This is a genomic window from Staphylococcus kloosii, assembly GCF_003019255.1.
Lineage (GTDB): Bacteria > Bacillota > Bacilli > Staphylococcales > Staphylococcaceae > Staphylococcus > Staphylococcus kloosii.
This window is the reverse complement of the sequence record NZ_CP027846.1, coordinates 1,658,864-1,673,285: the sequence shown is the minus strand read 5'-3', so window position 1 is coordinate 1,673,285 and position 14,422 is coordinate 1,658,864. Positions and strand designations below refer to the sequence as shown.

13 protein-coding genes are annotated in these 14,422 nt (G+C 32.2%); 4 read left to right on the top strand and 9 right to left on the bottom strand.

Features of this window, described 5'->3' with window-relative positions; all coding sequences use genetic code 11:
- Window positions 1–39: 39 nt before the first annotated feature.
- Entirely contained in the window at window positions 40–798 is a 759-nt protein-coding gene (locus tag C7J89_RS08360; RefSeq protein ID WP_103295127.1) for an SDR family NAD(P)-dependent oxidoreductase, read from the bottom strand.
- Window positions 799–941: 143 nt separating this feature from the next.
- Between C7J89_RS08360 and proC the strand changes: the two genes are divergently transcribed.
- On the top strand, window positions 942–1,760 hold the full coding sequence (proC, locus tag C7J89_RS08355) for a pyrroline-5-carboxylate reductase (protein ID WP_061854622.1): 819 nt from the start codon (window positions 942–944) through the stop codon (window positions 1,758–1,760).
- Between the two features lie 88 nt (window positions 1,761–1,848).
- On the opposite strand, the gene rnz is transcribed toward proC, so the two are convergent.
- Window positions 1,849–2,769, bottom strand: a complete 921-nt coding sequence (gene rnz / locus C7J89_RS08350; RefSeq protein ID WP_103295128.1) for a ribonuclease Z — start codon at window positions 2,767–2,769, stop codon at window positions 1,849–1,851.
- Window positions 2,770–2,920: 151 nt separating this feature from the next.
- On the opposite strand from rnz, the gene zwf reads away from it, so the two are divergent.
- Both zwf and C7J89_RS08340 read left to right on the top strand, forming a co-directional pair.
- The gene (zwf, locus tag C7J89_RS08345; protein ID WP_061854620.1) at window positions 2,921–4,405 is read left to right on the top strand and encodes a glucose-6-phosphate dehydrogenase; all 1,485 of its coding nucleotides are present in this window, start codon (window positions 2,921–2,923) and stop codon (window positions 4,403–4,405) included.
- Window positions 4,406–4,673: 268 nt separating this feature from the next.
- Window positions 4,674–5,540 carry an AraC family transcriptional regulator gene (locus tag C7J89_RS08340; protein ID WP_103295129.1) on the top strand — a complete coding sequence of 289 codons (867 nt, stop codon included), beginning with the start codon at window positions 4,674–4,676 and terminating at the stop codon, window positions 5,538–5,540.
- 60 nt (window positions 5,541–5,600) lie between these two features.
- Here the strand turns inward: C7J89_RS08340 and C7J89_RS08335 are convergent, their stop codons facing one another.
- The 4 genes from C7J89_RS08335 to C7J89_RS08320 form a co-directional block, all read right to left on the bottom strand.
- Window positions 5,601–6,392: an alpha/beta hydrolase gene (locus tag C7J89_RS08335; protein ID WP_233432427.1), complete on the bottom strand. Its 792-nt coding sequence runs from the start codon at window positions 6,390–6,392 to the stop codon at window positions 5,601–5,603.
- 190 nt (window positions 6,393–6,582) lie between these two features.
- Window positions 6,583–8,235 carry a glycoside hydrolase family 13 protein gene (locus C7J89_RS08330; protein WP_103295130.1) on the bottom strand — a complete coding sequence of 551 codons (1,653 nt, stop codon included), beginning with the start codon at window positions 8,233–8,235 and terminating at the stop codon, window positions 6,583–6,585.
- Between the two features lie 156 nt (window positions 8,236–8,391).
- Window positions 8,392–9,801, bottom strand: a complete 1,410-nt coding sequence (gndA, locus tag C7J89_RS08325; protein ID WP_103295131.1) for an NADP-dependent phosphogluconate dehydrogenase — start codon at window positions 9,799–9,801, stop codon at window positions 8,392–8,394.
- Window positions 9,802–9,883: 82 nt separating this feature from the next.
- A complete protein-coding gene (locus C7J89_RS08320) occupies window positions 9,884–11,005 on the bottom strand; it encodes a M20/M25/M40 family metallo-hydrolase (RefSeq protein ID WP_103295132.1) in 1,122 nt (373 codons plus the stop codon).
- Window positions 11,006–11,214: 209 nt separating this feature from the next.
- On the opposite strand from C7J89_RS08320, the gene prli42 reads away from it, so the two are divergent.
- The gene (prli42, locus tag C7J89_RS13230) at window positions 11,215–11,310 is read left to right on the top strand and encodes a stressosome-associated protein Prli42 (RefSeq protein WP_157881583.1); all 96 of its coding nucleotides are present in this window, start codon (window positions 11,215–11,217) and stop codon (window positions 11,308–11,310) included.
- 200 nt (window positions 11,311–11,510) lie between these two features.
- Here prli42 and C7J89_RS08315 read toward each other — a convergent pair whose 3' ends face one another.
- The 3 genes from C7J89_RS08315 to C7J89_RS08305 all read right to left on the bottom strand — a co-directional run bounded on the left by C7J89_RS08315 (window position 11,511) and on the right by C7J89_RS08305 (window position 14,414).
- Window positions 11,511–12,494, bottom strand: coding sequence for an aromatic acid exporter family protein (locus C7J89_RS08315; RefSeq protein ID WP_103295133.1), 984 nt, complete (start codon window positions 12,492–12,494; stop codon window positions 11,511–11,513).
- 14 nt (window positions 12,495–12,508) lie between these two features.
- A complete protein-coding gene (gene brxB / locus C7J89_RS08310; protein ID WP_103295134.1) occupies window positions 12,509–12,946 on the bottom strand; it encodes a bacilliredoxin BrxB in 438 nt (145 codons plus the stop codon).
- A 211-nt stretch (window positions 12,947–13,157) separates the two neighbouring features.
- Window positions 13,158–14,414, bottom strand: coding sequence for a dihydrolipoamide acetyltransferase family protein (locus C7J89_RS08305; RefSeq protein WP_103295135.1), 1,257 nt, complete (start codon window positions 14,412–14,414; stop codon window positions 13,158–13,160).
- Window positions 14,415–14,422: the final 8 nt, after the last annotated feature.

Below are 14,422 nucleotides of genomic sequence, written 5' to 3'. Positions count from 1 at the left end.
AATTAATCCCAACAATATTGAATTGTTGGGATTTTTATTTTATTTTTTATTTTTAAAAGCAAAAGGAAATAGTCGTTCAACCGTACGTGGTGCTAAATTGTAAATTTTGAGCATTAAATGCATCCAACTTGGTTTATTAATCTCTGTTTTGTGTTTCTTTATACCATCGATAATATCATGAGCCAATCGTGTAGGATCTAGCATTATACGTTGATATTTTTTAGCATATTTTAATGTCGGATCTGCATGGTTGTGAAAAGGTGTATTAACAGGACCCGTATTGACCGTCATAACGTGAAACGATGGATGTTCTAAGCGTAATGCATTCATTAATTGAATAAATGCGGCCTTGCTAGCACCATAATGTGCTGCATAAGCTTGAGTAGTATATGCTGCCTGACTACCAATGCCAACTATAGAAGCATTGGTTGTGAAGTATGGTAATAACACTTTAAACAAGACATTGAAATTAACAATATTTAATTGATATGTTTCTAATATTTCTTCAATAGTATGTGCTTGTAACGATTTAAAATACCCAGTTCCTGAACTATATATTAAACCATCTATTTTAGTGTTAGGTAGTTGTAAAGGAATGTTGTTTATATCATCAAGATTAAGCAAATCACAGTTAATAATAGTTAACTGCTTTGAATTAACCGTACGCGTTAATTGTGTAATCTTTTGAGGATTGCGTGCCAATACAGTTACTTGTACATTTTTTTGTAATAAGGCTTTTAAGAGAGCCAATCCTAAACCACTTGTTGCCCCCGTTATTATATAATGTTGCCGTTGCAAAAATAACACCTCACTACTAATTAATATTTTTAATAGTATAAATTTATTCTTTATCTTTGTAAATAATTACATATAATCATTAGGAAAATAATACAACTATGTTAGTATGGAAACATCACATAATAAGGAAGTGTTGATTCTACATGAAACTAGTGTTTTACGGAGCAGGTAATATGGCACATGCTATTTTTACGGGAATAGTTAATTCAAATGTTATTGATTCTAATGATATCTATTTAACAAATAGATCAAATGAGCAAGCTTTAAAGGATTACGCACAAGAACTAGGCGTAAATTATAGTTACGATGACAAAGCATTGCTTGCTCAAGCTGATTACGTCTTTATTGGTACAAAACCATATGATTTTGAGTCGTTAGCAGAAAGAATTCGACCTTATATTACTGATAAAAATAAATTTATCTCAATTATGGCTGGTTTACCGATGGATTATATTAGAGAGCAATTAGATACTAAAAATCCTATAGCACGTATTATGCCTAATACAAATGCACACGTTGGTCATTCTGTAACAGGTATAAGTTTCTCAAGTAATTTTGGTGCTACTTCTAAGGATGAAGTTGATAATTTAATTAATGCATTCGGTTCTGCAATTGAAGTGCCAGAAGACAATTTACATCAAGTAACAGCAATAACAGGAAGCGGACCAGCATTTTTATACCACGTATTCGAACAATATGTAACGGCTGGTACACGCTTAGGATTAGAAAAAGACCAAGTAGAAGAATCAATTAGAAACTTAATTATAGGTACGAGTAAAATGATTGAAAGATCAGAATTGAGTATGGGACAGTTACGTAAAAACATTACTTCTAAAGGCGGTACGACGCAAGCTGGATTAAATGCATTATCTGAATATGATATCGAAGGTATTTTCGAAGATTGTCTGCGTTCTGCTGTAAATAGAAGTATTGAATTATCTAACCAAGATGATGATGATTAAAAATTTATAATAATATTTAAAGAAAGAGATAGCCGTAATAAATACAGCTATCTCTATTTTAATGCATAAAAAATATGTAATTTTAAGGTTAAAACTTATAAGAGTCAAAATCACTAACGAATTTAAAGTTTGTTTGTTGGCGCTGATTAACTAATTCATTATAAATTTGTTCCACATCTTCAAAAGTATAACGATTACTAATATGTGTAATAAGAGCATATTTAACATTCGCACGTTCCATTAATTCGAAGACATCTTCAATATGACTATGATTATAATTATTAGCTAATGTTTTGTCGCCTTCTAAATAAGTGCCTTCATGAATCATAACATCTGCATCGTTTGCAATTAAATATTCATTGGTACATGGTTTTGTATCTCCAAATATTGCAACGATTGGCCCTCGCGTAGGTTCTCCTTTGAAGTCATTTGAATCGTAAATCAAACCATCGTATTCAAATGTGTCATTAGCTTTTATTTCTTGGTATTTTGGCCCAGGTTCTAACCCGATATTTTTTAACGCTGCTACATCAATTTTACCAGGTGTATAAGGTGCTTCTATACGATAACCATATGAGGTTATACCGTGATTTAATAAGTTAGCTGTAACCGTAAAGCCATTATGTTGATATGCAAAATGATCGTCAATTTCGATAAAAGTTAATGGGTAATTTAACCGCGATTCCGAAACTCTTAACGTTGTTTCAACATATTCCTTGATGCCTTTTGGTCCAACTATAGTTAAAGGTTTACCTTCCCCACCTTGAAATGAACGAGTAGTTAAAATACCAGGAAGCCCAAAAATATGATCGCCATGCATATGAGTAATAAAGATATGATTAACCTTACCTAATTTTATAGAATGATGTAATATTTGATGTTGAGTTGCTTCACCTACGTCAAATAACCATATGTTATTTAAGTAAGGTTCCAAATTAAGTGCAATTGCTTGGGTGTTACGCTCTTTTGTAGGTAATCCAGCACTGGTACCAAAAAAAGTTATTTCCATGCATGAGCCTCCTCTTCTTGAACATATTTTAGCATATATAAAGAATAATGTTATAATAAAGAGGAAATTGTTTTCAAGCAAAATTATATGAACTATGGTAATAATTGTTCTATAATTAAGTAAGATTTTAAAAAGAATTGAGGTTTTTATCTTGAGTACTAGAAATAAGAACATCCCTTGTTTAATTACTATATTCGGAGCGACGGGTGATTTGAGCCATAGAAAATTATTTCCATCGTTATTCCATTTATATCAACAAGAAAATTTAAATGAACAAATCGCAATTATTGGAATAGGTAGAAGAGACATTTCGAACGATGATTTCCGTAGTCAAGTGAAGTCGTCAATTCAAGAACATGTAAAAAACACTAAACATTTAGATAAATTTATGGAACATGTATTTTACCATAGACATGATGTTAGTGACGAAGCAAGTTATGAATCTTTATTAGAATTTAGTAATAACTTAGATAAAGAATTTAAACTTGAAGGTAATAGATTATTCTACCTAGCTATGGCGCCAAAATTCTTTGGTGAAATTTCCGATTACTTAAAATCATCAGGTTTAACTAATACTGATGGCTTTAAACGTTTAGTTATTGAAAAACCATTCGGCTCTGACCTTAAATCAGCAGAGCAATTAAATGAACAATTACGTCGTTCATTTAAAGAAGAAGAAATATATCGTATCGACCATTATTTAGGTAAAGATATGGTACAAAATATCGAAGTATTACGTTTTGCTAATGCAATGTTCGAACCATTATGGAACAATAAATATATTTCAAACATTCAAATTACTTCTTCTGAAATACTAGGTGTTGAAGATAGAGGTGGTTATTACGAAACAAGTGGTGCACTGAAAGATATGGTTCAAAACCATATGTTACAAATGGTAGCTCTATTAGCTATGGAAGCACCAATTAGCTTACACAGTGAAGATATTCGTGCCGAAAAAGTAAAAGCACTAAAATCTCTAAGAAAATTAGAACCAGATGAAGTTAGCCAAAACTTTGTTAGAGGTCAATATGATCAAGGTGTCATTGGTGGACAAGAAGTAAAAAAATACCGTGACGAAGACCGTGTTGCAGAAGATTCAAAAACCCCTACTTTTGTATCAGGTAAATTAACTATCGATAACTTTAGATGGGCTGGCGTGCCATTCTATATTAGAACTGGTAAACGTATGAAGAGTAAAACAATTCAAGTTGTAGTTGAGTTTAAAGAAGTACCAATGAACTTATATTACGAAACAGATAAAAAACTAGACTCTAATTTACTAGTTATTAATATTCAACCTAATGAAGGTGTGTCACTACATCTAAACGCTAAAAAGAATGTTCAAGGTATTGAAACAGAACCTGTTCAATTATCTTATGCTATGAGTGCTCAAGATAAAATGAACACTGTCGATGCGTATGAAAACTTACTTTTCGATTGTCTAAATGGTGATGCAACAAACTTCACTCACTGGGAAGAATTAAAATCAACTTGGAAATTTGTTGATGCGATTCAAGAATACTGGGATAAAACAGAACCAGAATTCCCTAACTATGAAGCGGGTACAAATGGTCCGTTAGAAAGTGACTTACTATTAAGTAGAGATGGCTTCCATTGGTGGGAAGATATTCATTAATTAATAGTATTTGTTAAAGCGACAGTAATAGTGTGAAAGTACACTGTTACTGTCGCTTTTTTATTGTCTTTCACTTGTGTTATTATATAACTTAAATCATAAATAAGTGTAACCCTTAAACGGTAAGTAGCACTTTAGATGTCAGATGTGAAGAAATGGTGTAAACTATTAAGAAACATCTATAATAATATTAAATAGAGTGAAACATAAAGCTTTTGTTGTTTAGTTTTCTTATGTTTACATTGTTAGATTTATAGGAGTGGAAGTTTTGGACGTTATCAAGCAAATACAACAAGCAATTGTTTATATCGAAGATCATTTGCTAGAGCAATTTAATATGCAACAACTTAGTGATTACGTTGGTCTTTCACCGTATCATTTAGATCAAAGTTTTAAAATGATTGTCGGGCAGTCACCTTCTGAATATGCACTTGCACGTAAAATGACTTTAGCGGCACAAGAACTGATTACCAGTTCTAATAGAATGGTAGATATTGCTAAAAAATATCATTATCCAACCGCCAATGATTTCGCAAATGAATTCAGTAAATACCATGGCATTTCACCATTACAAGCGAATGCAAAAAAAGAACAGTTAAATATCAAAAATAGACAATATTTAAAAATTACTACTACAGAAAAATCACCTTATTCATATAGATTAGAAACAATCAATGGTATAAACCTAGTGGGATATGCAGAATTTATCAATGCTGCTAATATAGATAATCCTTTTAAAATTCCTGACATTTTGGAAGATTTATTGATTGATGGTAAGATAAAGGAATTAGAACGTTATAATAATGTAAGTCCTCATGAACTTTTCGTTATTAGTTGTCCTTTAGAATATGGCGTTGAAATTTTTGTTGGCGTTCCTAGTGATCGCTATCCAGAACATTTAGAAAGCCGTTATTTGCCTGAAAGACAATATGCTAAATTTAATTTACAAGGTGAGATTGATTATATTACAAATGAAGCATGGTATTACATTGAAACAAGTCTTCAAATGACATTACCATATGAGAGAGATAGTTTATACGTAGAAGTATATCCTTTTGATATTTCTTTTGATGATAGTTTCACTAAAGTTCAATTATGGTTACCAGTAAATCAGGACGACTATAATGATTTATAACAATAATTAAAGCGAGCACGTAAACTTATAATAAGCTTACGTGCTCGTTATTTATATTTATTAATTTAAATGATTATGTAATAACTGACCATATATGCCACGATTATTTTTGGTAAGAACATGATGAAATTTAGGAATGATATAACGTTTAGTATCCCATCCCTGTTGACGATAAAAATCATACCCCTGTTTACTAAGTTTTAACGCATTGAAATTGTCACTGCTCGTTGTACCATCGTCGTATTCGCCTACAAGCCAAGTAAGAGGATAAGATTGTTTTACATATTTATCTTTCGGTAAAGTATGCGTTATACCTTTAATTTTAGGTGAACCGCCACCACTAAAAATAATTGCACCACCAGATTTAACGTTCATATTTGGTAATTTTTCTAATAACCAATACGTTGTTATTTCAGCACCACCTGAGAATCCACAGATCCATAAATGTTGATGATTCGGTATAGAATTGATTAACTCAGTTAAATATATACTATTTGGTACGCCATTTGTCCACCATGTCTCATCCTTTGATGGTGTTTTAGGAACGATAAGGGTTAAATTGTGTTGTCGTGCAATTTCTTTAATACCTAATTCTCCACCTAAATATCTTTTGGAATTAGGATATTTGAACTCATATGCACCGTCACCGTGAAGCCATAATAGAACGCCTTTAGCGTGTATAGCTGGATAGATATGATAGCGGCCAGATAAACCATTAGATGCCTCAAAATGTCGTGTATTGTTATGTGATGTGAAGTTTGTTAATGGCAAACGCTTTTCTATTAAAATACTCAACACAATTGCTAGACACATAGTCATTGTAATCAGTATAGCTATGGCAAATTTTTTCATTAAAATGTCCTACTTTCATCATCATTCAATGTTTTATACTATTTATTATATTGCTATTTAAATTATTTATTTTCTATGTTGTTGATAGTTATTAGTATAGTTATAAAAGGATGTTTGTAAAGTAATAACATGACTACAAAGATAAAAACCGCTATCTTTAGCGATTACGGTTTACTAACATCAATGCCAATTAAGTTAAATGAATAACAAATGCTTCATAAGGTTTTAAATGATTTAAATCAATAGCGGAATTGTAATTGTGTAATTTAATTTTTGAATCATCAAAAGTGATATCTAGGTTAAGTGCAGATGTATCATTTGATAGATTACCTACAATTAAAGCACGCTTATTATTTAAAGTTCTTGTATATGCAAAAACTTTTGGATTATCTGCATCAACTAATTCGAAATTACCATAAGTATATAAATCATCAGATTTTTTTAGTTTAATTAAATCTTTATAAAAAGTTAAAATTGAGTGTTTATCTTTTTGTTGCTCTGCTACATTGATATTTTTATAATTTGGATTTACAGGGAACCAAGGTTCTACAGTAGAAAAGCCTGCAAAAGGTTCGTCGTTCCACTGCATTGGTGTGCGGGAATTATCTCTATTTTCCATTTTATGTTTGTTTAATAAGGCGTTTACATCGCCGCCCTGCTCTTTTACAATATTATATTCATTTACAACTGCAACATCATTAAAAGTTTCTATATTCTCAAATGGATAATTGGTCATGCCTATTTCTTGGCCTTGATAAATAAAAGGCGTACCTTGTTGTAAAAAATATACGATAGCATGACTCGTAGCAGATTCATACCAAAATTGTTGATCATCGCCCCATGTAGACACCCTACGTGGTTGATCATGATTTTCTATAAATAAGGCATTCCAGCCGTTGTTTGCTAATCGTTGCTGCCAACGGTTTAATACTTGTTTATATGATAAAACATCAAATTTAACATCACCAGTATTCCACAAGCCCAAATGTTCGAATTGGAAAATCATGTTAAATTTACCTTCTTGTTCCCCTACCCATAAATCTGCATCATCTGGTGTCACGCCATTTGCTTCACCGACAGTCATAATGTCGTACTTCGATAAACTGTTTTCTTTTAACTCTTGTAACCAATCGTGTATACCCGGTTGATTCATTGCTACATCGAACGCCGGCACATATTGTTCATTATTATCTGCTGGTAAATCACCATATTCGAAAGATTTTTTTATATGGGTAATTGCATCAACTCTAAAGCCATCTATCCCTTTATCAAACCACCAATTCATCATTGAAATAATAGCTGCCCTAACCTTTGGATTCTCCCAATTTAAGTCGGGTTGTTTTTTACTAAATAAGTGGAAATAATACTGGTCTGTCTTACTATCATATTCCCAAGTAGAACCGTTAAAAATACTTTCCCAATTTGTCGGTTCACTGCCATCAGGTTTAGGGTCTTTCCATATATACCAATCGCGTTTTGCACTATCTTTACTAGATCGAGATTCTATAAACCAAGGATGTTCATCAGAAGTATGATTGACTACTAAATCTAAAATTAATTTCATACCTCTTTCATGAATGGACGTTAGTAATTCATCAAAGTCCTCCATCGTACCAAACTCACCCATAATATCTTGATAATCGCTAATATCGTAACCATTATCATCGTTAGGCGATTTATACATTGGACTTAACCAAATAACATCTATGCCTAAATCTTGTAAATAATCTAATTTATTAATTACGCCACGTAAGTCTCCAATACCATCGTCGTTAGAATCATTAAAACTACGGGGGTACACTTGATAAGCTACAGCTTCTTTCCACCATTGTTTACTTTGCATGATCATTCTCCTTCACAGAATTTTTTAAAGTATGTATATATTAATTATACTCTAGATTTTACCTTTTCTAAAACAGTAATGTAAACGCTTGCTTTAAAATTAATAAAAAAACAAGGCATTCAATATGAGAATGCCTTGTACTTTACTAATTACCTATTATTCTTCTACCCATTGTGTATGGAATACGCCTTCGCGGTCTTTACGTTCATAAGTATGAGCGCCAAAGTAATCACGTTGCGCTTGAATTAAGTTAGCTGGTAGATTTTCTGAACGGTAACTATCGTAATAGTTAATACTTGCAGAGAATCCTGGTGTTGGTACCCCATTTTGTACACCAGTAGCTACAACATCACGTAATGCATCTTGATAATTTGTAACGATGTCTTTGAAGTAAGGATCTAATAATAAGTTTTGTAAGTTAGCATCGTTATCAAATGCATCTTTAATTTTTTGTAAGAATTGTGCACGGATGATACAACCTTCTCTCCAAATCATAGCTAAGTCGCCTAATTTTAAGTTCCAGTCGTTATCTTCACTAGCTTTTTTCATTTGAGTAAATCCTTGTGCATATGAACAAATTTTACTCATATATAAAGCTTTACGTATTTTTTCTAAGAATTCTTCTTTATTACCTTGGAAGTTTGCACTTGGTCCATTTAATTGTTTTGAAGCATTAACACGTTCTTCTTTAATTGAAGAAATAAATCTAGCGAATACAGATTCTGTAATGATAGTCAATGGAATACCTAATTCTAAGGCATTGATTGAAGTCCATTTACCTGTACCTTTTTGTCCAGCTGTATCTAAGATTTTTTCGACTAGTGCTTCATCGCTACCTTCATCTAATTTAGTGAAGATATCACCAGTGATTTCGATTAAGTAACTAGAAAGTTCGCCAGCATTCCAGTCTTTAAATGTTTGAGAAATTTCTTCGTGTGACATACCAAGTAAATCTTTCATCATTGCATAACTTTCAGCAATTAATTGCATGTCAGCATATTCGATACCATTGTGTACCATTTTAACGTAATGTCCAGCGCCATTTGGTCCGATATAAGCAACACATGGTGCACCGTCGTCAGCTTTAGCCGAAATAGCTTCTAAAATATCGCTTACTTTATCGAATGCTTCTTTTTGTCCACCTGGCATTAATGATGGTCCAGTTAACGCACCAACTTCTCCGCCTGAAACGCCCATACCGATAAAGTTAACGCCACTTTCAGCAAGTGCTTTATTTCTTCTGATAGTGTTTTCGTAATTTGTATTACCACCATCAATTAAAATATCATCATTGTCTAACAATGGTAATAAGCTATCAATTGTAGCGTCAGTTGCTGGTCCAGCTTTAACCATTAATAAGATTTTGCGGGGTTTTTCTAATGAATTTACAAACTCTTCAATTGAGTATGTTGGGTGAATATTTTTACCTTCAGATTCTTTGACCATTTCATCTGTTTTTTCAGAAGAACGGTTGAATACAGAAACACTATAACCACGTGATTCAATATTCCAAGCAAGGTTTTTACCCATTACTGCTAAACCTACTACACCAATTTGTTGTGTCATATTACTAACCTCTCTTAATTAAAGTTTACAAACTAATTGTATCACAAAGCGTCTCCTACATCACTTAAACAGTTTTACTATGTTAATGCGTTAATTCGACTATCTTTAATAATTGTTGTGTTAATAGTTGTAATGACTTGATTTCCATTCTTTCATTTTTACTATGAATATTTTCATAACCTACGCCTAATATTACGGAAGGAATGCCATAAGTATTAATAATACTAGCATCAGAACCTCCGCCACCAACTTTGGTTTGTGGGTCTAGGTTTAGTTGACTAGCACTAAGAGCTGCAATTTTTGCAACTTTAGCCTCAGCATCAACTTTAAAGCCTTTATAGCTTTCTTTAATAGTTACAGACGCAGTACAACCATATGATTCTGCTGTGTTTTCAAAAACTTGTTTCATATGAGCGACTTGTTGATTAATTTTATCTTCAGAATGTGAACGTGCTTCTGCTTGTAGCGTTACCTCATCAGCTACGACATTTGTCGCTGAACCGCCTTCAAAACGGCCAATATTTGCAGTAGTCTCATCGTCAATGCGTCCCAATGACATTTCGCTAATTGCTTTAGCTGCAATATTTATGGCACTTACACCCATATCTGGTGTACTTGCATGTGCTTTTTTGCCGTAAATTGTTGCAGATAATTTCATTTGCGTAGGTGCTCCAATAACTGTTGTTCCTACTGGAGAACTTGCGTCTACAGCATAACCGTAGTCGGCATCTAATAAAGATGAGTTTAAAACTTTTGCACCTTCTAAACCAGACTCTTCACCAACAGTTATGACGAATTGCATCTGTCCATGCGGTAAATTTTGCTCATTTATAACTTGTATTGTTTCTAATATTGCGGCTAATCCTGCTTTATCATCGGCGCCTAATACCGTAGTGCCATCTGAATAAATATAGCCATCCTCAGCTACTGTTGGTTTGACACCTATGCCCGGTGCTACTGTATCCATATGGCTAGTAAAATAGATTTTATCACTATTTTCATAACCTTCTGAACTTGGTAAGGTACATATCAAATTATTAGCACCTAAATAATCATATTTACCAGCATCGTCCTCTTCTACTTGAAGATTTAATTGTTCAAATTTTCTCTTTAAGATTGGCTGTATTGTAGCTTCATTCCCTGTTTCGGAATCAATTTGCACTAACTCTAAAAATGTTGCTAATAATCTATCGTTATTTACCATCATGACACTCCCATAAAAATAGTATATTTCTAAAATTAAATTAAGAAATACATTTACTTTAGTTTCAATATATAAAGTGTAGCTAACTTTCTAGTTAAAAACAAACTTAGTGGATTGCTTTTATTCTTATTGGAATTATAATAAAATATGTAATGTCATTAGTTGATATTGTGGTTTGATTAATAAAAAATCATATGGAGGAATAACAATTGAGTAATAAAGTGTTAAAAACAATTATTATTGTCATGTTAGTTGCCGTAGTTATTGCATTGATTTTATCAAGTCTTGCACCAATTATGGGATAAAACTACGTCAATATGTAGTATAAACAATCATTTGTGTATAACGTCTTACTAAATTTTTACTTTTAAAATTGTGATAATGATATGTAAAATCATAACAAAATAAATTTAATACAAAACTATCGGTAGGTATATCATCTTAACGATAGTTTTTTTTGCTATTAAAAAGAACTAAACATCAATTAAGACGTTTAGTTCCTAAATTAAGAAGCTGCTTCGCTATATGTTTTTAATGATCCAAAATCGGATTTAATTTGTAAATAACTTTCTAATTCATTTAACAACTGTATAAGACTTGCGCGTGTTTTGAGTGATGCGTAAGAATCCGGTAACTCTAAATTATCAAGTTGTAGTCTGATTTCATATAATGAATGTAATCTAAGCGCTGTATAATCATTACTATTCACATTTTCAGCAACTTCTTTAAATAATTGAGCAAGTTTTGTCAGTAACTCATCTTTAAATTCAACGTTTTCTAACATGATTTCTATTCTATGAATTAAATCTAATTGTTGTTCACGCATGTCAAAGTAATGATAGTATGAATTTTCATTACGTCCAAAATGATTTTTAACATCTCTAAATGCTAACGATTTTGCCTTTTCAATCGTTAATTGAATTTCTGAAAAATGTATATCGAGTGGGTGTTGCAAATCATCACATTTGTCACTAAAACAAATAAATATTTTTGTGAAACTATCTTCTATGTTTTTCTTATATGCTTTTAAATTTTTGTCAAGACTTGGCATGATTAAATTCATTAAGAATGCAATGCCTAATCCAACAATAAGTAATTCAATTTCATTAATAAACAAATGGAAATCTATTGTTGGTGCATTAAAGACATGAAGTAAAATAACACAACTTGTTACTATACCTTCTTGTACTTTAAAGACCACGGTTAACGGTATAAAAAATAAAACGATTATGCCTAGGACGATGGCATGTTGTCCTAATAAACTAAAGATAATAGACCCTAAGATTAAAATTAAAGTACAGCTTACAAAACGTGAGACAATCGCTTGTAAAGAATGTACTTTAGTATGTTTAATACAAAGCACTACCAAAATGGCACTAGAAGCAAAATTATCAAGACCTAATAGTTTAGCGATAATTATACCTAGTGCCATGCCAATTGCTGTTTTAATCGTTCTAAATCCTATTCTGTATGGATTTAAACTCAACATGTTGGTATGCCTCTCTATCGTTCTTCACAATATTCTTCGAATAAATTTTGTAATTGAGTGATGACATCCATAACGTCATGTCCTTCGATTTGATGACGTTCGATCATTTGAGTTATTTTGCCATCTTTCATTAGTGCAAATGATGGACTTGATGGTGCGTAACCTTCAAAATATTCTCTAGCTCTTTGTGTGGCTTCTTTATCTTGTCCTGCAAAAACAGTTACAAGTCTATCTGGTAATTTATCATAATGTAAACTGTGTGTTGCAGCTGGTCTAGCCATACCGCCCGCACAACCACATACTGAGTTAACCATTACTAAAGTTGTTCCATCTTGTTGTAATACTTCGTCAACTTCTTCAGCACTAGTTAGTTGTTCATAACCAGCTTCTATCATTTCATTTCTTGCTTGATCCACAACATCATTCATATATAAATCAAAATTTAAATCCATATTAAGGTCACCTTTCATTTCTAAATTGGTATCTTCATTCTACTAATTTATTACTTATACTTCAACATGTTGGTTTGACGAAAAAAGAGAGGTTAAAATCTAATTGCGTAAAAAGATTTTATTACCCCTCTTTAAAATGATTACCGAACGTTACAATTTATTCTTAAAAGTAAGTAAGACTTTTTAAAATATTGATCATTTTGTAACTTTTTTAAAAAATACTCGTAGTTTCAATTGCATATTGTTCAATGCGTGTTTTTACATAATTCATAAATCTTCCAGCTTGTAAGCCATCTAAAATACGGTGGTCGATAGATAAACATAAATTAACCATATTACGAATAGCAATCATATCATCTATTACAACTGGTTTTTTTACAATAGATTCTATTTGTAAAATAGCCGCTTGTGGGTGGTTGATAATACCCATTGATGAAACAGAGCCAAACGTACCTGTATTGTTAACAGTAAATGTACCGCCTTGCATATCTTCAGAACGCAATTTTTTATAACGTGCTTTTTGTGCTAAGTCGTTAATTTCACGTGCGATACCTTTAATAGATTTTTCATCAGCATTTTTAATGACTGGAACGTAAAGTTTATCTTCATCAGCGACGGCGATGGAGATATTTACATCTTTATGAATTACTATTTCATCATTTTGCCAACTACTATTAAGTAATGGATAAGCTTTAAGTGATTCTGCCACTGCTTTCACAAAGAAAGCAAAGAACGTTAAGTTATAGCCTTCTTTATTTTTAAAGCTATCTTTATGATGATTTCGTGTTTTAACAAGATTTGTTGCATCTGCTTCAATCATCATCCACGCATGTGGTATTTCATTTACACTATTTACCATATTTTGTGCAATTTGTTTTCTAACACCATTTACCGGTATAGATGAACCAGGTTCTTGAGTGCCTATTGTTGTTGGTGTGTTAACTGGTGGTGTTTTTGCATTAACATAGTGAGAAGATTCTTTTGCTGTACCTTCTTTAATTGCTTTTTCGATGTCTTTTTTCGTAACACGACCTTCAAAGCCTGTACCGACAACTTGTGATAAGTTAATTTCATTTTCAGATGCCAATTTAAAGACTACCGGTGAATAACGACCATTGTTTTTAGGCGCGTTTTCATCTTGTTTATTATCTAGACTATTTTCGGTAAATTGTTTAGTATCATTTTGTGGTTGTTCATTGCTACTAACTTCTTCACTAGTGTTATCACTAGATTCGCCTTCAACATCCATATGACAAATAATTTCACCAACAGAAACTGTTTCACCTTCGTTAACAGTAATTTCTTTAATGGTACCTGTATATGAAGAAGGTACTTCAGCAGTTACTTTATCTGTGATGACTTCACAAATTGGATCGTATTCTTCAACTGTATCGCCGACAGATACTAGCCATTGTTCTATTGTTCCCTCATGGACACTTTCACCTAATTTAGGCATTTTTATTTCCATTGTTGGTG

Excerpts from the sequence above, each read along its gene's own strand:
- gndA (WP_103295131.1), bottom strand. The coding sequence starts at position 9,801 with ATGACACAACAAATTGGTGTAGTAGGTTTAGCAGTAATGGGTAAAAAC.
- C7J89_RS08305 (WP_103295135.1), bottom strand. The coding sequence starts at position 14,414 with ATGGAAATAAAAATGCCTAAATTAGGTGAAAGTGTCCATGAGGGAACA.
- C7J89_RS08330 (WP_103295130.1), bottom strand. The coding sequence starts at position 8,235 with ATGCAAAGTAAACAATGGTGGAAAGAAGCTGTAGCTTATCAAGTGTAC.
- C7J89_RS08315 (WP_103295133.1), bottom strand. The coding sequence starts at position 12,494 with ATGTTGAGTTTAAATCCATACAGAATAGGATTTAGAACGATTAAAACA.
- proC (WP_061854622.1), top strand. The coding sequence starts at position 942 with ATGAAACTAGTGTTTTACGGAGCAGGTAATATGGCACATGCTATTTTT.
- brxB (WP_103295134.1), bottom strand. The coding sequence starts at position 12,946 with ATGGATTTAAATTTTGATTTATATATGAATGATGTTGTGGATCAAGCA.
- rnz (WP_103295128.1), bottom strand. The coding sequence starts at position 2,769 with ATGGAAATAACTTTTTTTGGTACCAGTGCTGGATTACCTACAAAAGAG.
- C7J89_RS08335 (WP_233432427.1), bottom strand. The coding sequence starts at position 6,392 with ATGAAAAAATTTGCCATAGCTATACTGATTACAATGACTATGTGTCTA.
- C7J89_RS08320 (WP_103295132.1), bottom strand. The coding sequence starts at position 11,005 with ATGGTAAATAACGATAGATTATTAGCAACATTTTTAGAGTTAGTGCAA.